This is a genomic window from Hyphomicrobium denitrificans ATCC 51888, assembly GCF_000143145.1.
Lineage (GTDB): Bacteria > Pseudomonadota > Alphaproteobacteria > Rhizobiales > Hyphomicrobiaceae > Hyphomicrobium_B > Hyphomicrobium_B denitrificans.
The window spans coordinates 2,219,212-2,238,072 of record NC_014313.1 but is presented as its reverse complement, the minus strand read 5'-3'; the positions used below and the strand labels follow the sequence as shown (position 1 = coordinate 2,238,072).

At 60.0% G+C, this 18,861-nt stretch carries 17 protein-coding genes, 1 tRNA gene and 1 pseudogene; 12 read left to right on the top strand and 7 right to left on the bottom strand.

The features are described 5' to 3' along the window. Positions 1-223 precede the first annotated feature (223 nt). A complete protein-coding gene (gene gyrA, locus HDEN_RS10750) occupies positions 224-2,971 on the top strand; it encodes a DNA gyrase subunit A (protein WP_013216135.1) in 2,748 nt (915 codons plus the stop codon). On the opposite strand, the gene HDEN_RS10745 is transcribed toward gyrA, so the two are convergent. Further along, positions 2,961-3,692, bottom strand: a complete 732-nt coding sequence (locus tag HDEN_RS10745; RefSeq protein WP_013216134.1) for a Crp/Fnr family transcriptional regulator — start codon at positions 3,690-3,692, stop codon at positions 2,961-2,963. The two genes, gyrA and HDEN_RS10745, sit on opposite strands and share 11 nt — an antisense overlap. A 243-nt stretch (positions 3,693-3,935) precedes the next feature. Between HDEN_RS10745 and HDEN_RS18635 the strand changes: the two are divergent. The 9 genes and pseudogenes from HDEN_RS18635 to tgt all read left to right on the top strand — a co-directional run bounded on the left by HDEN_RS18635 (position 3,936) and on the right by tgt (position 10,791). Further along, positions 3,936-4,630: pseudogene (locus tag HDEN_RS18635) on the top strand (OmpW/AlkL family protein). 201 nt (positions 4,631-4,831) lie between these two features. Further along, a complete protein-coding gene (locus HDEN_RS10735; protein ID WP_013216133.1) occupies positions 4,832-5,911 on the top strand; it encodes a phosphatase PAP2 family protein in 1,080 nt (359 codons plus the stop codon). A gap of 31 nt (positions 5,912-5,942) precedes the next feature. Then, on the top strand, positions 5,943-6,446 hold the full coding sequence (gene coaD, locus HDEN_RS10730; protein WP_013216132.1) for a pantetheine-phosphate adenylyltransferase: 504 nt from the start codon (positions 5,943-5,945) through the stop codon (positions 6,444-6,446). Between the two features lie 19 nt (positions 6,447-6,465). Next, positions 6,466-6,858, top strand: coding sequence for an MGMT family protein (locus tag HDEN_RS10725; RefSeq protein ID WP_013216131.1), 393 nt, complete (start codon positions 6,466-6,468; stop codon positions 6,856-6,858). Positions 6,859-7,020: 162 nt separating this feature from the next. Continuing rightward, positions 7,021-7,560 carry a peptidylprolyl isomerase gene (locus HDEN_RS10720; RefSeq protein ID WP_013216130.1) on the top strand — a complete coding sequence of 180 codons (540 nt, stop codon included), beginning with the start codon at positions 7,021-7,023 and terminating at the stop codon, positions 7,558-7,560. Between the two features lie 72 nt (positions 7,561-7,632). Further along, a complete protein-coding gene (locus HDEN_RS10715; RefSeq protein ID WP_013216129.1) occupies positions 7,633-8,109 on the top strand; it encodes a peptidylprolyl isomerase in 477 nt (158 codons plus the stop codon). Then, positions 8,109-8,516, top strand: a complete 408-nt coding sequence (locus HDEN_RS10710; protein ID WP_013216128.1) for a DUF423 domain-containing protein — start codon at positions 8,109-8,111, stop codon at positions 8,514-8,516. The genes HDEN_RS10715 and HDEN_RS10710 overlap by 1 nt, the downstream gene beginning before the upstream one ends. Positions 8,517-8,526: 10 nt before the next feature. Beyond that, positions 8,527-9,639, top strand: coding sequence for a tRNA preQ1(34) S-adenosylmethionine ribosyltransferase-isomerase QueA (gene queA / locus HDEN_RS10705; protein WP_013216127.1), 1,113 nt, complete (start codon positions 8,527-8,529; stop codon positions 9,637-9,639). A 3-nt stretch (positions 9,640-9,642) separates the two neighbouring features. Continuing rightward, entirely contained in the window at positions 9,643-10,791 is a 1,149-nt protein-coding gene (gene tgt / locus HDEN_RS10700; protein WP_013216126.1) for a tRNA guanosine(34) transglycosylase Tgt, read from the top strand. On the opposite strand, the gene HDEN_RS10695 is transcribed toward tgt, so the two are convergent. Continuing rightward, the gene (locus tag HDEN_RS10695) at positions 10,766-11,671 is read right to left on the bottom strand and encodes a DMT family transporter (protein ID WP_013216125.1); all 906 of its coding nucleotides are present in this window, start codon (positions 11,669-11,671) and stop codon (positions 10,766-10,768) included. The two genes, tgt and HDEN_RS10695, sit on opposite strands and share 26 nt — an antisense overlap. A gap of 349 nt (positions 11,672-12,020) precedes the next feature. Here HDEN_RS10695 and HDEN_RS10690 point away from each other — a divergent pair. Next, positions 12,021-12,095 (top strand) — tRNA-Lys (locus HDEN_RS10690). A 140-nt stretch (positions 12,096-12,235) separates the two neighbouring features. On the opposite strand, the gene HDEN_RS10685 is transcribed toward HDEN_RS10690, so the two are convergent. The 5 genes from HDEN_RS10685 to HDEN_RS17775 all read right to left on the bottom strand — a co-directional run bounded on the left by HDEN_RS10685 (position 12,236) and on the right by HDEN_RS17775 (position 18,379). Beyond that, complete coding sequence (locus HDEN_RS10685) at positions 12,236-13,549, bottom strand: Mur ligase family protein (RefSeq protein ID WP_013216124.1); 1,314 nt, start codon at positions 13,547-13,549, stop codon at positions 12,236-12,238. A gap of 285 nt (positions 13,550-13,834) precedes the next feature. After that, positions 13,835-14,893, bottom strand: a complete 1,059-nt coding sequence (locus HDEN_RS10680; RefSeq protein WP_245256617.1) for an alpha/beta hydrolase — start codon at positions 14,891-14,893, stop codon at positions 13,835-13,837. 329 nt (positions 14,894-15,222) lie between these two features. Further along, entirely contained in the window at positions 15,223-15,681 is a 459-nt protein-coding gene (locus tag HDEN_RS10675) for a helix-turn-helix domain-containing protein (protein WP_049775299.1), read from the bottom strand. 264 nt (positions 15,682-15,945) lie between these two features. Then, positions 15,946-17,154: an alpha/beta hydrolase family protein gene (locus tag HDEN_RS10670; protein WP_013216121.1), complete on the bottom strand. Its 1,209-nt coding sequence runs from the start codon at positions 17,152-17,154 to the stop codon at positions 15,946-15,948. A 238-nt stretch (positions 17,155-17,392) separates the two neighbouring features. Further along, a complete protein-coding gene (locus tag HDEN_RS17775; RefSeq protein WP_013216120.1) occupies positions 17,393-18,379 on the bottom strand; it encodes an AraC family transcriptional regulator in 987 nt (328 codons plus the stop codon). A gap of 266 nt (positions 18,380-18,645) precedes the next feature. On the opposite strand from HDEN_RS17775, the gene HDEN_RS10660 reads away from it, so the two are divergent. Continuing rightward, complete coding sequence (locus HDEN_RS10660) at positions 18,646-18,837, top strand: hypothetical protein (protein ID WP_013216119.1); 192 nt, start codon at positions 18,646-18,648, stop codon at positions 18,835-18,837. Positions 18,838-18,861 lie beyond the last annotated feature (24 nt).

The following is an 18,861-nucleotide window of genomic DNA, read 5'->3' as shown; positions in this document are numbered from 1 at the left end:
GTCTCGGACTGTGTCCGGATGAAGTCACGGAAACGCCGCGCCGCGTGCAAGGCGGGACTAGTAACATATTGAATATACGTACGAATTTTTCCAGCGGGATTTCGCGTCACGTCGCCGCGCTGATAGCTTTCCGGCGCGCTTTCCGATATGGTATTCAGCACCATCCCGCGCCAGCCGAACGTCCGCGCTGCAGCCGCGATCTGCCTCCAAGAAAGTTGAGACTTTGACCGACAATAGCGACGACGAAAGACCGGCTGGCCGCGAGCCGAGCGACATCCGCCCCGTCTCCATTTCAGACGAGATGAAGAAGTCGTACCTCGACTACGCGATGAGCGTCATCATCTCGCGCGCGTTGCCCGATGTCCGCGACGGTCTGAAGCCCGTGCACCGCCGCATCCTGTTCGCGATGAACGAACTCGGGCTCGATTGGAATAAGAAGTACGTCAAGTCGGCGCGCATCGTCGGCGAGGTGATGGGCAAATATCACCCGCACGGCAACCTCGCGATCTACGACGCGCTCGTGCGTCTCGCGCAGGATTTCTCGATGCGCGTGCCGCTCGTCGATGGGCAGGGCAACTTCGGTTCGATCGACGGTGACCCGCCGGCGGCTGAGCGCTACACGGAATCGCGTCTCGCCAAAGTCGCGAGCTTCCTGCTCGACGATCTCGACAACGATACGGTCGATTATCGCGACAACTACGACGGCACCATTCAGGAGCCGTCCGTTCTGCCCGCCAAATTTCCGAACCTGCTCGTCAACGGTGCGGGCGGCATCGCGGTCGGCATGGCGACGAACATTCCGCCGCACAACCTCGGCGAGGTCATCGACGCCTGCATCGCCGACCTCGACAATCCCGAGATCGGTATCGACGAGCTTTCGCAGATCATTCAGGGCCCGGATTTCCCGACGGCCGGTCTCATTCTCGGCCGCGGCGGCATTCTCTCAGCCTATCACAAGGGCCGCGGCTCGATCATCATGCGTGCCCGCGTGACCGTCGAGCATATCCGCAAGGATCGCGAAGCCCTCGTCGTCTCCGAAATTCCCTATCAGGTGAACAAGCGCACGCTGATCGAAAAAATCGCCGATCTCGTGCGCGACAAGAAGATCGAAGGCATCTCCGATCTTTGGGATGAATCGAACCGCGAAGGCATTCGCATCGTCATCGAGCTGAAGCGTGATGCGGTCGCCGATGTCGTTCTGAATAACCTCTACAAGTATTCCGACCTGCAGACGACGTTCGGCGCCAACATGCTGGCGATCAACGGCGGCCGTCCGGAAAGCCTGACGCTGAAGGATTTCATCTCGGCGTTCACGAGCTTCCGCCAGGACGTCGTTACGCGCCGCATCAAGCACCTGCTGAACAAGGCGCGCGATCGCGCTCACGTGTTGGTCGGCTTGGCGATCGCCGTCGCCAACATCGACGAGGTGATCAAGCTCATCCGCTTTTCCGCGTCGCCCGCCGAAGCCAAAGAGCAGCTGATGGCGCGCGACTGGCCGGCGAAAGATATGGTGCCGCTGATCGAGCTGATCGCCGATCCGCGCCACAAGGTGTCGGCGACCGGCACGTACCGGCTTTCGGAAGAGCAGGCGAAGGCTATCCTCGAACTGCGACTTGCCCGCCTCACGGCTCTCGGCCGCGACGAGATCGCTGACGAGTTGAACAAGATCGCCAATGAAATCCGCGAATATCTTGCAATCCTTGCGTCGCGCGCGCGTGTCGTCGATATCGTCAAGGGCGAGCTGCAGACGATCAAGGATGAGTTCGCGACGCCGCGCAAAACCGAAATCGTCGACATCGAAGGCGAGGTCGAAGACGAGGATCTTATCCAGCGCGAGGATTGCGTCGTCACCGTCAGCCATAAGGGCTACATCAAGCGCGTGCCGCTCGCGACGTATCGCGCGCAGCGTCGTGGCGGCAAGGGCCGCTCCGGCATGTCGACGCGCGACGAGGATTTCGTCACGCAGCTGTTCGTGACGTCGACACATACGCCGGTGCTGTTCTTCTCGTCGCGCGGCATGTGCTATCGCATGAAAGTCTGGCGCTTGCCGCCGGCTTCGCCGCAATCGCCCGGCAAGGCGCTCGTCAACCTGCTGCCGCTCGCGCAGGACGAGGTCATCACGTCGATCCTGCCGCTGCCGGAGGATTCCTCGACGTGGAGCGAGCTTGAGCTGATCTTCGCGACACGTTCCGGCAACGTCCGGCGCAACGCGCTCGCCGACTTCGAGAGCATCAATCGCAACGGCAAGATCGCGATGAAGCTCGATGAAGGCGACAGCATTGTGCAGGTCGCGATCGCCAAGCCCGATCAGGACGTGCTTTTGACCAGCGGTAACGGCCAGTGCGTCCGCTTCCTCATCAGCGATGAAATCCGCCTGTTCAAGGGGCGCGACTCGACCGGCGTTCGCGGCATCAGGCTCGGCGACGGCGACGAAGTCATCTCGATGGCCATCCTCGATCACTTCGAGGCGTCAGCAGAGGAACGCGCCGCCTACCTGAAGCAGGCGAGCGCTCTGCGTCGCTCGGAAGAAACCGAAGACGCCGAACCCGTCGCGGAGGCCGACGCCGAGGAAGTCAGCGCCGAGGCCGTGACGCTCAGTCCCGAACGCTTCGCCGTGATGCAGGCGGGCGAGCAATTCGTGCTGACCGTTTCGAGCAAGGGCTTCGGCAAACGATCGTCGTCGTTCGAGTTCCGCACGTCGGGTCGCGGCGGCAAGGGCATCGTCGCGATGGTCGTCAACGATCGCAACGGCCGTTTGCTCGCGTCCTTCCCGATCGACGAGAAGGATCAGATCATGCTCGTCACCGACGGCGGCCAGCTGATCCGTTGTCCCGTGGACGGCGTCCGGATCGCGGGCCGCAACACCCAGGGCGTGCGCATCTTCAAGACGGAAGCCGAGGAGAAGGTCGTCTCCGTCGAGCGTATCACCGAGGATGAGACGGACGAGGGCAGCGAAGGCGTCAGCCCATAAGCAGGGGCTTGCCTGCGCCGTGCAGCCGGATGATCGCTTCGCTGAGCGGGCACTTCGCAACGAGTGCCCGCCAGTTGCGGATCGAGACTTGAAACCGGCCGCGGCGCTCGATGATCCCGTCGCTGACGAGCGACGACAGAATGCGTGATACGGTATCGGGATTGAGCGCGAGATAATCGGCGATGTTGTAGCGCGTCAGCGGGAGATCGAACGAGATCGCGCCGCCCGCCTGCATGCCGATATGCGCCCCGATCTCGACGAGAACCGCCGCGATCCGCTCCTCCGAATTCAATCCCGACATCGCTGCGATGTGCAGCTGGGCGCGTGCGTTCTGAACCTGCGGAAGTAGGAAGAGCGCTTTGCGAAGCTGCGGGTGCTGCTCCGCTTCTTCTGCAAGCGCCGTCATGGTCAGCTTCCAGAATTCCGAAGGCCGCTGCGTCGTCAGCGTCAGCTCGGGCAGCGGCGCCTGCAGCTCGGGGATCAGAACGTCGCCCTCATAAAGAAGCGACGTAACGGCGTGGATGTCGGTTTGCGCCGTGGTCTCGATGCAGACGACGCCACGGGCGACGATATAGACGAAGCCCGATCCGAGCGCGCTGACGGCATAACGATTGCCGAGCCGCACGAGCTGCGCACGCTTTTGGAGAGGCGCGAGGATGTTCGCACGGTCGCCTGACAGCATGCGGTCGATGATTTTCGCTGCGGTTTCATAAGACGACATAGTGTAGGGCTCGCAGCGATCGACCTCGTTAGACGTTTCTTATCGACCGGTCGCCTCCGCATGATTTTGATTGAAATCAACAAAATTCGTGGCGTGAGCGTCACACGCGAAATTATCGCGTCCATCGTCTGATCTCCGTCAGAAGTCGGCGCGGCAGCATCGTAGGCACGTTGCTGCGCTGCATCGATAACGTTTCTCAGACCGGCGAGTTGCTCGCGATTCGCGGTGGGGACTGAGAAGCAAATGGGGGTTAGGAAAATGCAGAAAGAAGCAATCGGCGTGCTTCTTGCGCTTGGGTTATCGATGATCGCTGCGCCAGCAAACGCTGGCAATTATAGCGGAGACACGCTGGTGCGCGTACAAGGCACCGTCGTCGTTCCGGACTCGAGCGCGAAGGTCAATATCGATCCGAACGCCAGTGCCGACGTCAGCACGGAAGTTCTTCCGACTCTGACGGTGACGCACTTCTTCACCAAGAACATCGCGGCGGAGTTGTTCTGCTGCTTCGCGCGTTTCGAAGCGGAAGGTAAGGGATCGCTGCACGGCACGGATCTCGGAAGCTTCTGGACCTTCCCCCGATCGTAACGCTGCAATATCATTTCGATCCGGTCGGCGGCTTCAAGCCGTACGTCGGCGCGGGCGTGCAATACATCCACTATTTCGACGGCGGCAAAAGCGATCTCGGCGGCGCCAAAATCAAGCTCGATGACTCATGGGGCTTCGCGCTGCAGGCGGGCGTCGACGTGGAACTCGGCCAGGGCTGGTACTTCAACGCCGACATCAAAAAGGTCTGGCTCGATACCGACGTTTCCTGGAAGGGCACGGACGTCAAGGCGAACGTGACGGTCGACCCGCTCATCGTCTCCGTCGGCCTCGGCTATCGTTTCAATCTCTCTGACATTTTCGGATCGCGTTCCGAGTATGCGCCACTGAAATAGAACGCGCGCGACACGCGAGTCTTTTGCGAGAGGCCCGGCGACATCCGGGCCTCTTTTTTGTTTGCACGATCGGGAGAGTAGAACGCGTTTAGGATCATGAAATGATTGAATTTTATCGGATAGGCAAATTCCTCGCCAGCCTTAACGCGCCTTTCAGGCTTCTCTGGCAGAACACCCCGGTCGAGTAGTGGGGCCGTCCCGATGAGTATTGCGTCTTTCGCGATTTTGCCGAAGCCGATGTGGGAGGTCGCGTGGGTGTACCTGCGTGCCGGCATTCCCGAGCTTTGGAACCGTTCGGCGCGCCTCGCCTGGATCATCATGGCGGCCTGCGCGGTGCTGCTCGCGATCCTGTCGGTCGCGATGGGCTTTCATTACGCGCCCTATCTGCTCACTGCCCAGTTCGTCATTCTGCTCGCGATCGCCGCGGCGTTGACAGGCGCCGGCTGGCTTCGTCCGGCGCTGATCATGGAAATGGCCGCGATTCTGATGGCGACGTTCCTCGTCGTGCCGCCGTTGTGCTCCGTTCTCGCTGCCTTCGCGATGCCGCTGCAGGATTCGGCGTTGGCCGAAATCGATCGCCGCATGGGCGTCGACTGGGTTGCGATTGCGTTCTGGTTCCGCGACCACCCTCTGCTTTCACGCGTGCTGTGCGACGTCTACGCCAGCAATCTCTGGCAGCCCGTCGTGTTGATCGTTGCGTTGACCGCGACCGATCCCCAGCGTTTGCGCGTGATGATCACTGCGTCCGCCATCACGCTCGCCATCACGATGTTCGGATTTTTCCTGTTCCCCGCGATGGGGCCGTATTGGCACTTCAATTTCACGCCCGCCGACTTCCCCGACGCGGTCAACGTCATGCCTTGGGAGCAGCCGAAGTTCATTGAAGGCTTGCGCAACGGCTGGCGCGAAATGGTGTTCAGCGGCATCGTCGAGTTCCCGAGCTATCACGCGGCGTCCGCCATCCTGTTCGCTGTGGCCTGGCGTGGTGTACCGATCATCGGCGTGCTCGGCATATTGCTGAACGTGGTCATGTTCGTCTCGACCGTCCCGGTCGGCGGCCATTACCTCATCGACCTGTATGTCGGGGCAGCCATCGCCCTGGTGAGCCTCGCGCTCGCCAAGCGCTACTATCGTGCGACGGACCGCATTCCCCCGCTCGAAGCTTGGACCCGCACCCGGGACGGCCGCCGGTTCCTGGCCGCGTTGCGAAAACGCCCGATTGTCTCGGCCCTGATCAAGCGGACGCTTAAGACCTCCTCTAAAGAAGCGGCGACGGCTTGATCTCGGATCGGTTGCGCCCTTACAAGCGATCATGATCCGCATCGGCTTCTATTCCGGCTCCTTCGACCCCGTGACCCTCGGGCACACCGACGTCATCCGTCGGGCCGCGGGCCTGCTCGATCGATTGGTCATCGGTATCGGCGTCAATCCCGGCAAGTCGCCGATGTTCACGACCGACGATCGCATCGCGATGCTGCAGGATGAAGTCCGTCCCATCGTGCGCGATACGAAAACGAAAATCGAGGTCGTGACGTTTTCCGGCCTGGCCGTCGATGCCGCGAAGGCCAACCGCGCGACCGTGATCGTGCGCGGCCTGCGCGATGGCACGGACTTCGACTACGAAATGCAAATGGCGGGCATGAACGGCGAGATGGCGCCGGACATTCAGACGGTCTACGTCGCGGCGTCCCCGCACGTGCGCCACATCGCAGCCAACCTCGTGCGCGCGGTCGTGTCGATGGGCGGCGATCCTTCGCCGTTCGTCTCCAAGGACGTTTTGAAACGGCTGAAGGCCAAGGCTGCCAAATCCAAGTAACGTCACGACGGACAACGCCATGTCGAAAAGAGCCGATCTATTGACGCTCGTCCGCGCCGTTCCGATCGGCCGCGTAACGACGTTCGACGTGCTGGCGCAAAAGATCGGCGAGCCCTTGGCGCTTGTTCAGTCGCTGATTGCGCATTTGTCCGAAGACGAGCGCGAGTTCGTGCCCTGGCATCGCGTCGTCGCGAAAGGCGGTGCGATCGGGCGTGGTCCGCATCGCGATCAGCAATTCGCCCGCCTCGTGCGTGAGGGCGTCCAGGTTCTGCCGGCGGGCATCGTTCACGACATGCCGCGCTTTCTCGTGACGTTCGACGGCGCGCCGCAGCACACTCGTAAACCTGTCGAACCCGCTCCCGAGCCCGCAGCGCCGCTCAGCCGCTCGCGCGGCATGAAATCCCATCGCTAGCGACGGTCCGGCCCGCCGAAATCCCTGTGCAAGCGCCGCAGCCCTGTCCAAGGGTTGCGATCAGGCCGTCAAATCGCCATAAGGGCGGCAACACTGCCGGCCGCAACGACAGAGCGGCTCCGCCCGCCTCTGGAAAACCTCCAAGACATCATGAGGAGCGCCATGACCCGCTATCTATTTCTTGCCCTCGCGTCCGTATTCGCGATGACGTGTCTCGCCGGAACGTCTGCGCGCGCCGCAGGCGACGATCTCGTCATTGAGCTGAAGACCGGCAAGGTCGTCATCAAGCTCCGGCCCGATCTCGCGCCGAAGCACGTCGAGCGCGTCAAGACGCTCGCCGGCGAAGGTTTCTACAACGGCCTCAAGTGGCATCGCGTGATCGATGGCTTCATGGCCCAGACCGGCGATCCGACCGGCACCGGCATGAGCGGCTCGAAGCTGCCCGATCTTCCCGCCGAATTTTCGCAGGAGCCGTACAAGCGCGGCTCGGTCGGCGCGGCGCGCACGCAGGATCCGAACTCCGCCAACAGCCAGTTCTTCATCTGCTTCAACGACAGCGGCTGCGCAGGTCTGACGGGCCAGTACACCATTTGGGGACAGGTCGTCTCGGGCATGGAGAACGTCGACAAGATCAAGCGCGGCGAGCCGGGCTCCGGCACCGTCGAGGATCCCGATACGATGGTCAAAGTTTACGTCCAGTAGCAAAACTCCCTTTCCCCATTCCTCCGCGCTTGGATTGGGGAGAGGGAACGAAATCATGAAAGGAGCCCACAAGTGGCTGACTACAAAGACCCCGAGAACACGCTGCTGATCGAAACCAGCAAGGGTCCGGTCGTGATCGAGCTTCGTCCCGATCTCGCGCCGAAGCATGTCGAGCGCATCAAGACGCTGGCGCGCGAAGGCTTCTACGACGGCATCGTGTTTCATCGCGTCATCGACGGCTTCATGGCGCAGACCGGTTGCCCGCAAGGCCGTGGCACCGGCAGCTCGAAGCTTCCGAACCTGCCCGCCGAATTCAACGCCGAACCGCACATTCGCGGCATCTGCTCGATGGCACGTGCGCAGAATCCGAACTCGGCGAACAGCCAGTTCTTCATCGTGTTCGACGACGCACGCTTCCTCGACAAGCAGTACACCGTCTGGGGCAAGGTGATCTCGGGCATGGAAAACGTCGACAAGATCAACAAGGGCGAGCCGCCTGCGAGCCCGGACAAAATGATCACCGTCCGCGTCGCTTCGGATGCAGCGTAATGGCCGACTCCTGTGACACGACCAAGGGCGCGCTTTGCGGCGCGCCTTTTCTCATTCTCGCCTGGGCAGGATTGGCCGGCGCTGCAGGCGTCGCGCTCGCCGCCGCCGCTTCGCACAAATACCCGAGCGCGTCGCTGGCCACCGCCGCGACCATGCTGACGCTGCATGCCGCCGGGGCCGTCGCCCTGATCGCCGTGGCGTCGCGCACCGCGCGCTCGTGTCTCTGGCAGGCCGTCGCCGCCCTGATGCTCGCGGGAGCTTCGATATTCTCGGGCCAAATCGCGTACCACACGATCTTCGATGACGCGTCGTTCCAGATGCTTACGCCGATTGGTGGTACGCTGATGATCGTGAGCTGGCTCGTCGTCACGCTGCTTGCGCTCATGGGAGCATGGCGTAGAGGCTGACACGAACGCGATGCGCACCGACCTTTTCGACTTCGAGTTGCCCGATAGCGCCATCGCACTGCGTCCCGCCGAGCCGCGGGATTCGGCGCGCCTGCTGGTCGTGCATCCAGTAAAGGGCGGTTGCGCGCGCGACGATGCCGAACTTTCCGACAAGACGGTTCGCGATCTGCCGGGCTTGCTCAATCCGGGCGACGCGCTCGTCTTCAACGACACGCGCGTCATTCCGGCGGCGCTCTCGGGCGTGCGTACGCGCGGCGACGTGCAGGCGAAGGTCGATTTCAATCTGACGAAGCAGGTCGGAGACAGTTCCTGGCGCGCCTTCGCGCGTCCTGCGAAACGTCTCGAGGTCGGCGATCGCGTGCATTTCGGCCACTCAGGCGAAAGCTGCTTTCTCGGCGCACTCGATGCGACCGTTTCGGCGAAAGGAGAGGCGGGGGAAGTCGAGCTGGCGTTCGACTATTCGGGGAGCATTCTCGACGATGCGATCCGCGCGGTCGGCGTGATGCCGTTGCCGCCTTACATCGCGTTGAAGCGTGGCGCCGACGATCGCGACCGCCAGAGCTATCAAACTGTCTACGCGAAGAATGACGGCGCCGTTGCCGCGCCGACCGCCGGGCTGCACTTCACGCCCGAGCTTTTCGCCGCCCTCGACGCGCGCGGCATCTCTCGCCATTTCGTGACGCTGCACGTCGGACCGGGCACGTTCCTTCCCGTGAAGGCCGATGACACCAGCGAGCACAAGATGCACAGCGAGTGGGGCGAGATCTCCGCCGAAACCGCCGCCGCGCTCAACGAAACGCGCGCACGGGGTGGACGCATCGTCGCCGTCGGCACGACGTCTCTGCGCGTTCTCGAAAGCGCCGCGGGCGACGACGGAAGCATTCCGGCCTGGTCGGGCGACACGTCGATCTTCATCACGCCAGGTTATCGCTTCAAAGCCATCGACGCGCTGATGACCAACTTCCACCTGCCGCGCTCGACGCTGTTCATGCTCGTCGCGGCCTTCTCCGGCCTCGGCACCATGCGCGCCGCCTACGGCCACGCCATTCACTCTGGCTATCGCTTTTATTCCTACGGCGACGCCAGCCTGCTATTCCCCGCGGATGCAGAGCCTAGCACCTGACCGATGACAGAACACTTCGCCTTCCATCTCAAGACGACAGACGGCCTTGCGCGTCTCGGCGAGATCACCACCTCGCGCGGTGTCATTCGCACGCCCGCGTTCATGCCGGTCGGAACGGTCGCGACGGTCAAGGCGCTCTATCCCGATCAGGTGCGCGACGCCGGTGCCGACATCCTCCTCGGCAACACCTATCATCTGATGCTGCGTCCCGGCGCGGAACGCATCGCGCGCCTCGGCGGGCTGCACAAATTCATGCGCTGGGATGGACCGATCCTGACCGACTCCGGCGGCTTCCAGGTGATGAGCCTCGGCAAGATTCGCAAGATCACGGAAGAGGGCGTCGCGTTTCAATCGCATCTCGACGGCTCGCGCCACATGCTGTCGCCCGAGCGCTCGATCGAAATCCAGTGCCTGCTCGGCGCGGACATTCAGATGCAGTTCGACGAATGCATCGAGTTGCCCGCCGAGCGCCGCGAGGTCGAGCGCGCGATGGAATTATCGCTGCGCTGGGCCGAACGCTCCAAGCGCGCCTTCGAGGCGCAACGTGCCGCTGGCGGCGCGCATGCGGGCCAGGCGCTGTTCGGAATCGTGCAGGGCGGCACCGACGCTGAACTCCGCCACCGTTCCGCGGCAGCGCTCGTCGATATGGATTTTCCGGGCTACGCCGTCGGCGGTCTCGCGGTCGGCGAAGGTCACGAGGCGATGATCGCGACGCTCGGGCAAACGCTGCCAGCGCTTCCGACCGACAAGCCACGCTACCTGATGGGAGTCGGAACGCCGCTCGACCTGATCGAGTCCGTCCGTCTCGGCGTCGATATGTTCGACTGCGTGATGCCGACGCGAAATGGCCGTCACGGCTACGCCTTCACGTGGAACGGCGCGCTCAACATGCGCAACGCCAAGTTCGCCGAGGACATGAGCCCGCTCGACGAGCTGAGCTCATGCCCCGGTGCGCGCGACTATTCGAAGGCTTACGTGCATCATCTCATCAAGTCCGGTGAATTCCTCGGCGCCATGATCCTGTCGTGGGTCAACACCGTTTTTTATCAGGACCTGATGGCGGCGATGCGGGACGCGATCGCGCACGGCCGCTTCGCCGAATGGGCCGACGAAACGAAAGCGCGGATCACGAAGCGGCCTGCTGCTCCATAGCGGCATCCTTGCTCTCGCGATGCGCGATGCGTTCGCGGTGCACGAGATAGATGCCCGACGCGATGACGACGCTCGACCCGATCAGCGTCCAGCGATCCGGCGTGTCGCCAAACACCAGGAACTCCAGCCCGATCATGCTCATCAGCTGGAAGTACAGGAACGGCGAGACGGATGACGCCGGCGCGAGCGCATAGGCATGGATCAGCAGATAATGCCCGAGCCCGCCAAGCGCGCCGGTCGCGAGCAGCAGCAGCCAATCGAACGCCGTCGCCGGCCACACCCATTCCGGAATGGCGAAAAATCCGCCTGCAACCACGCCGACGAGCAGCGCATAGAAAAGCGTGACGAGCGGCGGATCGACACCCGCGAGCTTGCGCGTCACGATCATGAACAGCGCATAAGCCGTCATCGACACGAGCGATGCCAGAAAGGCCGGATGAAACTCGACGATGCCCGGCCTGACGACGATCAGAACGCCGATAAATCCGGATACGATTGCAATCGCACGGCGCCATCCGACGTACTCGCCGAGTAGCGGACCGGCGAGCGCTGCCACGAGAAGCGGCGCCAGAAAGGCGATCGAGATCGTCTGGTCGAGACGCAGGTATTGGATGGCGATAAAATTGAACGCCGTCGTCGCCACCATGAACAGCGAGCGCAAAAGCTGTAGCCCGGGGCGCTTGGTTTTGAACCATCCCGGAACCGAGCGCGGCCCGAAGATAACCACCATCAGCAGAGCCTGGCCGAGGAAGCGGGCCCAGACGATTTCCGACGTGGGGATACCCTGGTAGCTGCCGAGGTATTTCGCGGTCGCATCGAGGCACGAGAACAGCGAAACAGCCGTGCACATCAGAAGAACGGCTTTGAGGCGGTCAGGCATGGCGGCGCCGTAATTGAAACGGGATGTTTCCGAGCCGAGTCCTATGGCGCCCGGCGGCTGCGGGAACCTCGAAGCACTCACACGTGGAAACGAATATGCGAGTGTCTAAGCGGAACTGCGTGCTGATACTGCGACCATATCGCCGCAGAACACGAGACCGGTGGCATCTAGGGCGTCGCTGCAACGCTTCCGCCCGCGGAATCGGTCAGAGCAGCTGCCAAATGTCGGGCTCAGGTGCGTAAATCTGTCCGGAAAGCCTCACCACGCGGGCCGCACGCAGCGATCTTTACACAACGCGTGCGCCGACACTTGCGCTCCGGCCAAAAGGCAGGTAACCGGACCCCTTCGGGGGCCCGTAGCTCAGCGGTAGAGCATCTGACTTTTAATCAGAGGGTCGTTGGTTCGATCCCAACCGGGCTCACCATTTCTTTCAAGGCGTTCGCGGATTTCGGCAGGGGCCGAAATTCGTGGGGTGCGATCGCGGTGCGAACCGGCGCAGCGATCACGCCGCATTCTCCCAACGCCGTGACGCGGCTCGTCTGCCTGCAGCACGATTGTTCGCGACTACAAGAACGAACTCAGCCAGGATTTGATCTTTCTCGAACGCTGCCGTTGGTCACGGTATTGGCGCCGACCTCCGTGCTCGAAGAACGGTCTGTCATAGAGACCGCATTCTTCGCACGGAGCTTTGCGGCCGCACTCGTCAGGCCAGCAACGAACTTCCGTGATGCGGTCGAGCAGAAGCCGTTCCAAGTGCAAATTCTTCGCGGACTTCACGAGGATGACCTCGTCTTTGACCGCCGTATCTCTGAGATGAGCAGCAAGAGCTTCGATATTGGCGAAGGCGCGGAACTTACCGCTGTCGATGTCTGCTTGCGGCGCCCGCGCCTTATGCGCCCACGGCCCGACGAAGCAGACTTCATCCGCGACCTGGACGGCGGCAGCGTAGGCATCTCTATACTTCTTTGTGGCGTTACCTGCGTAATCGCTGATCTGCCCCAGGATGAAACGCTTCTTGGGCGCGGTGATGGATCTCAGCGTCTCTAACGGCAGAAAAATGCTGTGATAGGGAGCCTTGGCGCAATCGAGAATTATGCGCGTCCCACCCGGAGTCGTGTGCGGGCTCATGCGCCCGTGAATGGGCGCGAACGAGGCGATCCTGGCGCGAACGGTTTGCGCGGGGACGCCGAGTTCGAGCGCAGACGTGGCGGCGGCTGCGATCGTCAGCCAGTTGTGCGCGCCGAGAAGCTGGGTTTCGAGATCAATTGTGTGGCCACCGCCGGTTAGCGTCAGCAAGAGCAGTCCGCATACGTCCGTCCGAATGTTTGTCGCGAGATAATCGCCGCCCGTCGTTCCGAAAGTGATCGAACGCGCGCGGGTGCGATCCGCCATGGCACGTACGTTCGGATCGTCGAAGTTGAGGACGACAAGGCCGTCGTCGGGAACGGCCTCGACCAGTGCCGATTTTTCTTGTGCCACCGCCTCGATGGATTTGAGCGTCGCGTAATGCTCGATGGCGACGAGCGTGATGATCGCAAGATCCGGCTTCAGCAGTTTCGCCGCTTGAGGTATATGCCCCGGCTTTTTCGTGCCCTGCTCGATGACGGAGTAGCGGGTGTCAGAACGTAGATTGAGCAACGCGTCGATGGCGTGGCCATATCCGTTACAAAGAAACTGCGACGTGACCTTGGAATGGCCCGCGAGAATATGGGAAAGCAGCGCAACGGTCGTTGTCTTGGCGCTGCTTCCGGTGACCGCGATGATGGTGGCGGAAGTTCTTTCGCGCTTGATCTTCGCGATCGTCTCTCGCGTCCGGAGCTTGATCGTATGCTCAAATGTTTTGTAGTTGCGCGCTAACTGGCCGGCTCCGCCAAACATCGAGCGCCTCCGAAATAAATAAAAGAAAGAGATTGAAAGAAATCAGCAGTCGTAAAATGTTGCGCCATTATAGCGATCGCATCTGATCGAGAAAGTTACGGCAGGCGGCTCGCTGTGGATAATGAATTTCCGACGCGCAAGCGCACAACCTGCGCCATCAGTGTCGGGAAAGTTTCCACATGTAAGAGAGATCTGAACGGCGATCACGTTCGCACGGCGCAAAGGTTTTGCCGTGAGATATGAGTCCTGCACCAGCATGTCTGGTGCAGGACCGAATTGAACTGTTTAGAACAACCAGCGCCACGATCCCCACGGATTCGAACGCTGATAGCTGTCGAGCTTATTCTTTTTGAGAACTTTAAATAACAGACTGGCAACCTTGTCGTTGTCCATGTCCATGAAGGGAATGTGCGTGCTCCCCTTGAGGCCGGCATCTTCGGCGAGCTTCAGCACTTCGGCGTTGCCGCCGTACTTGTTGATGAGCTTGGCACACAGTCGCGAAAGAATGACCTGCTGCTCGGTCTCTGGCCGGTTGTCACCCCACACAAACTGAATCTTCTTCAGCTTCGCGAGCTTTTTGAAATCCTCGAGCGGAACACCAAGAGGACCGAATGCACAGGCCGGCGTGAGGGCTGTGCAAAGCGTCGGGCTTTCGGGATCGCCGATCGGGAACACGTATCCGATGCTTTCGTAGGTGACGATTCCCGAAATATTACTTTTCGTCGTTTTCGCGGTTGTCTTCATGGCGCGAAGCCCGCCGGCTGAGTTCGTCAGATAAACAATCTGATTTCCGAGCCTGCCGGAGTCTGCGGCGACGGCTGCCGCATCCGTTTCAATCTCGATATTGTAAGCATTGTCGAATTCATCGTAGCGCGCGCCGGTCGCGTTCCACCAATACTCTTCAAGTTTTGGGCTGTTCGCCGGGAACTGAGTACCAGGATAGAACTCGGCGGGTGTCGGGACCTGACCGGCTGGAATCGTCGGTCCGAATTTCCATGCCGTGAAATTTCCCTGATCGCGATTGCTCGGCGTGTAGGTTATTGTTTCGCAGCTCCAGTTGGCACGCCCGACGCGCGGCCCGTCCCAAATATATGTCGGATAATCCGCACGCAGAAGCTTGTCCTTATAACCTTCGCCGCCATCCCAACGGTTTTGCCAGACCTGCGCACTGGAACTGTGCCACAAGACGATGCTCGTTTTGCGCGGATTTATGGGAAGGAAATACTCCACGTATCCATGATCACAGGAAAGCGTGCGATTGGGTGTTGCTGGTGTGTTGGAATTCGCGGGAGGCACATTAAAGTGCTTGCCGCCGATGATGAAGCCACCCGTTTTCTCGAGCACGATCGGATCTATGCGGGACGTGCCGTGAGCCCAGGCCCCTGGTGCTCCCGACAATATTAGAAGCGCCGCGATTGGAAGTTTTAATGTTCTTCTTGCTTCGGCCGAATGGCCGTCAAAATGCGCCATTATTTCCTCCTAGCAATGATTTTGTATGCGAGCGCAAATTGGCTTGGATGACATCCCAATGCGCTGGCGGAGGAAAAGATATGAAAGTGGCGTGGGTGGAACTACAACGTTCCTGCGCGTGTTGACATCATCCTGCTCCGTATGAAGATTATTTTCGGATATAGATATATTCGCCGATGGCAATTGATCCGATCAGCTGCAGCTTATGAAAACTTTGCGCCGGCCTTGTACTGTTTGGGCGTCATTCCGGTAAATTGACGAAAAACTTTCGTAAAATGGCTTTGGCTTGAAAATCCGTATGTGGAGGCGATTGCAGAAGCTGAAAGGCGCGTCGAGATCAGCATTTCCTTGCTGCCATTGATGCGTTCCTTCAAGACGAAGCGGTAAGGCGGCATACCGGTCGTTGAGCTGAATATGCGCGTGAAGTGCGAAGGGCTCATCTCAAGAAGCGCCGCAAGCTCAGCCACGCGAATGTGGTCCGTCAAGTTTGCGCTGATGTATTTCACGACGACAGCCGCCTGAGTTTGTGAAAGGCGCAATTCGCGGCAGGGCGCGCCCTGGATGCCGTCTGACCGGCTCGCGATGCACGCAAGCAATGCGATCGCGATGGCCTGCTCGAATGCTTCTCCCGAAGGGCACCCTTCCAGAACTTCATCGCGCACAACTGAAAGAATTATCGCAAGTCTCCGATCGCTGGTCGCTGGCGAGGAGTTTGCATTGTCACCGACGTTAGGACGAGCGCCTCGCCGCAACGAGGTTGATTTTGAATTTGAATTTGAGCGTGAAAGCCTCATTGTCTGAGTTCCCGATTTGCCTGATGCAAATCTTCAACGCCTTGCATGTGCGTTGTCTCGTCCCTTCATCACAGTGAACGTTTTCGCACTAACCAGGCGCGTGGCTGGCGACCAATAGCGATACGCGCAGGCTCAATGGTTATGGCCTGGACCAGAAGTTCTTCGATATTTGACGTGCTTTTTGATCCAAGAAATCAATATATCGGCAACCTGCAGATTGTTGTTGTCCTGCATGAACATGTGGCTGTTGCCGCGGATGCCGATGTCCGGCAGGGCAACGAACGTCATGTCGCCACCCGCATCCCGGATCTGTTTTTGCATCGTGATGCAGGCGGCAGGCGGCTGCGGCGTTGTAAAGTGGTCGCCGACGACAATCAGGATCGGAATATTTTTCAAGACGCGGATATTCGCCGGCGTCAGATTGGCAAAACATCCGGTCTCGAGCTGAATGATGCCCCGGACCCCCATCGAGCCCGGACGCAGGGCCGCCATCGTCGGGAACGGGCTGGACTGCGAATGTCCGACCAGGATTGCGCCTCCGAGCTGATTGGCGAGTGTCGCCATGTTATCCGGCGAATTGAACCGCGCATTCGGATCCGTTGGCGTGCAGTTGCCATCCGCGCATGTCGGCGAGGAGGCATCGCTCAAAGTCGAGTTCAGATCGGGAATGACCTGCTTGTAGAAATCGAGCGTTGCGCCTTTGCCGATGCCGACGGTTTTCATCGGAAAACGCTCGTCCTTGAACGGCGTCTTCGTTGCGTAATCGCCCCATCGGAACACGTTCCACGCAAACTGGTCGGTCGCGATAAGAATAGCGGGGTTTGACGTGTTTGGAAGGTCGCCGGTCAGAACCTTCTGATAGCGCAACGCGTCGAACCCCGAGCGACCGCGACCAACTTGTTCGCCCATGTAGGTCGCGAAGCCCTTTCGCGTAAAATATTCGTACCATCCCATGCGCCCATCAGGCGTGGTTTCCCATGTCTTCGACGTCAAGCAGCAGCCGTGCACGAAAACGATCGGGTATTGATCGGTCGTCCTCTGCGGGATCTGAAACTGAACGTACATCTGATTGATCACCGAGTTCCCGGAGTCGGACGCGAAGGTAGGCGGCGAGATGTATTTGGAATCGATGAACTGCGTGCTTCCACCCACAAAGAAGCTCCCCTGGCCACTCAGAGTCAGAGGCGGGGAAGGCTTGATGTCGGAGAGCTGCTGCGCCGAGGAGGGCTGCGAAGACCCGAACGATAGAAGAATAGCGATTGCGCATGCGGCCATCATCGAGCGCCGGCGGATCACGACCTGCAAGTCCTCGTTGTTCTCAAATCCGACCAGGGTATCCATTGAAGGGTCTCTCCTTTCGCTTCCTAAGCGACGCACGCATGCAGCATTCTCCTGCGGAGCAGCCGGGCATAATAAAGGCGCTCTCAAATTCGGAATCTTCGCGCTGAAGGAATAAAGTTGGTCGCCTGCGCACAGAGGTGCGATTTCTTCGCCTGGCTAAGCATCGGTTCGAAGAAGAGATGCAATTTTGAGAGAAATTTAAATTTAGAGAATTGCCGCCGGAGAACGTAACAGACGATCAAAATTTTGATCGGTACTCACGCGGAGAGCAGCCGAATTTTCTCTTGAAGCATCGAATGAACGTCGAGAGATCCCGAAAACCCCACCGGTACGCTAAAACGGATATTGGCGGATTTGCGCCAACGCCGGAAATAAGATCATGGCTGATGCGTTCGAGACGCCGCGAGGTGACGTAGCTGCTGAATGTCGTGCCGAGCATCGCAAACTGCTTATGCACGTATCGCACAGAAATGCCGAGATTATCGGCCGCCATGCTGGGACACAGTTCAGCGTCCGCAATGCGCGCATCGATGAAGCGTACCAACTCGCGCGCATAGTGATTAGAGGCATCTTCGGCAATGCCGTCGGGCCGGAATTCGTGTGAACGCCCACCGCTTATAGGCAAAAGCGCCGCGCACGCGCCCCCAAGCGCCGCCAATTCCTCAGGCTGAGCTGACGAAATATTATGGGACAGGAATGCGAAGCAGCTCGCCAGTGGCGGGATGATGTCGACCTTCGAAACGAGAAGATTGTCGAAAGTCTTGTCGGGTCGTCCGATCCGCTCCTTCGGAATGCAGAACGCGAGGTCTTCGAATGAAGTATCGCCGAGCTTTAAATGCTTCACCGGCAGCGTGCTATCGTAGAGGACGAGGTCACCTTTCTCAGCTGTGACGGTGACGTCATTCTGAGTGACGACAAGGCGTCCGGAAATCACGTAGTTCGCGTAGAGGCTGCCTTCCGGGCTTTTGGAGATCTCCGATTTGTTGCGCAATCCGAGTAACGGCGTCATTTTTGTGCGTGAGAGCGAGCCGAACTCCCCGGACAATCTGACAATGCGCGCGTTAAAATCCTGGTCCGACTTGTGCTCCATGAACCACGGCATGAATGCAGCGGCGACGATCTCCCGAAAAGCGGAAAAGCCGTCACGGGCGGAGTAGAATTCCGTATCGCAGACGCTCACAATCGTCTCGTCGGAATGGCCGCGTTTGCCTTCGACGTAGGTCATGAGATGCCCCAGCGATCGTTGCGAACCCGACCGAAACATGCCGAGTGAGGTGTTTCGATGCGCGTCGTTTTCCTTGGCGCCGCCTATCTAGCGAGCGCCGGCGGACGATGTCACTCGGAAAGCGGCGATAAGACATAATCCGGGCATCAACGAAACCGAAACGCATCATTCCGGACGACAAGATTGCAGGTGCGCCGCGCGGGCGACGGATGTTAAAGCTTTAATCGTTTTTGAGATTAGGTTGAAGCAAATCGGCCGGTGGCGCCATGTCCGATGATCCCCGTCTCCTGATCGCATTTTGTCATGCGATTGAACAATCAACGAAAAATGGATTTGAAGTTTTGGATCGCGAAAAGCTGACGGCGATCCATCGCGCGCTCATCACACTCAAGAGCCAGATCGAAGACACGCTGGCTCGCCTAGAAGAAAAAGAAAAAAAGCGCCGTCAGTTGCAATAGAAAAAAAGGCCGCCCCGATGGACG

Excerpts from the sequence above, each read along its gene's own strand:
- HDEN_RS10745 (WP_013216134.1), bottom strand. The coding sequence starts at position 3,692 with ATGTCGTCTTATGAAACCGCAGCGAAAATCATCGACCGCATGCTGTCA.
- HDEN_RS10735 (WP_013216133.1), top strand. The coding sequence starts at position 4,832 with ATGAGTATTGCGTCTTTCGCGATTTTGCCGAAGCCGATGTGGGAGGTC.
- coaD (WP_013216132.1), top strand. The coding sequence starts at position 5,943 with ATGATCCGCATCGGCTTCTATTCCGGCTCCTTCGACCCCGTGACCCTC.
- HDEN_RS10725 (WP_013216131.1), top strand. The coding sequence starts at position 6,466 with ATGTCGAAAAGAGCCGATCTATTGACGCTCGTCCGCGCCGTTCCGATC.
- HDEN_RS10720 (WP_013216130.1), top strand. The coding sequence starts at position 7,021 with ATGACCCGCTATCTATTTCTTGCCCTCGCGTCCGTATTCGCGATGACG.
- HDEN_RS10710 (WP_013216128.1), top strand. The coding sequence starts at position 8,109 with ATGGCCGACTCCTGTGACACGACCAAGGGCGCGCTTTGCGGCGCGCCT.
- queA (WP_013216127.1), top strand. The coding sequence starts at position 8,527 with ATGCGCACCGACCTTTTCGACTTCGAGTTGCCCGATAGCGCCATCGCA.
- tgt (WP_013216126.1), top strand. The coding sequence starts at position 9,643 with ATGACAGAACACTTCGCCTTCCATCTCAAGACGACAGACGGCCTTGCG.
- HDEN_RS10695 (WP_013216125.1), bottom strand. The coding sequence starts at position 11,671 with ATGCCTGACCGCCTCAAAGCCGTTCTTCTGATGTGCACGGCTGTTTCG.
- HDEN_RS10685 (WP_013216124.1), bottom strand. The coding sequence starts at position 13,549 with ATGTTTGGCGGAGCCGGCCAGTTAGCGCGCAACTACAAAACATTTGAG.
- HDEN_RS10670 (WP_013216121.1), bottom strand. The coding sequence starts at position 17,154 with ATGGATACCCTGGTCGGATTTGAGAACAACGAGGACTTGCAGGTCGTG.
- HDEN_RS17775 (WP_013216120.1), bottom strand. The coding sequence starts at position 18,379 with ATGACCTACGTCGAAGGCAAACGCGGCCATTCCGACGAGACGATTGTG.
- HDEN_RS10660 (WP_013216119.1), top strand. The coding sequence starts at position 18,646 with ATGTCCGATGATCCCCGTCTCCTGATCGCATTTTGTCATGCGATTGAA.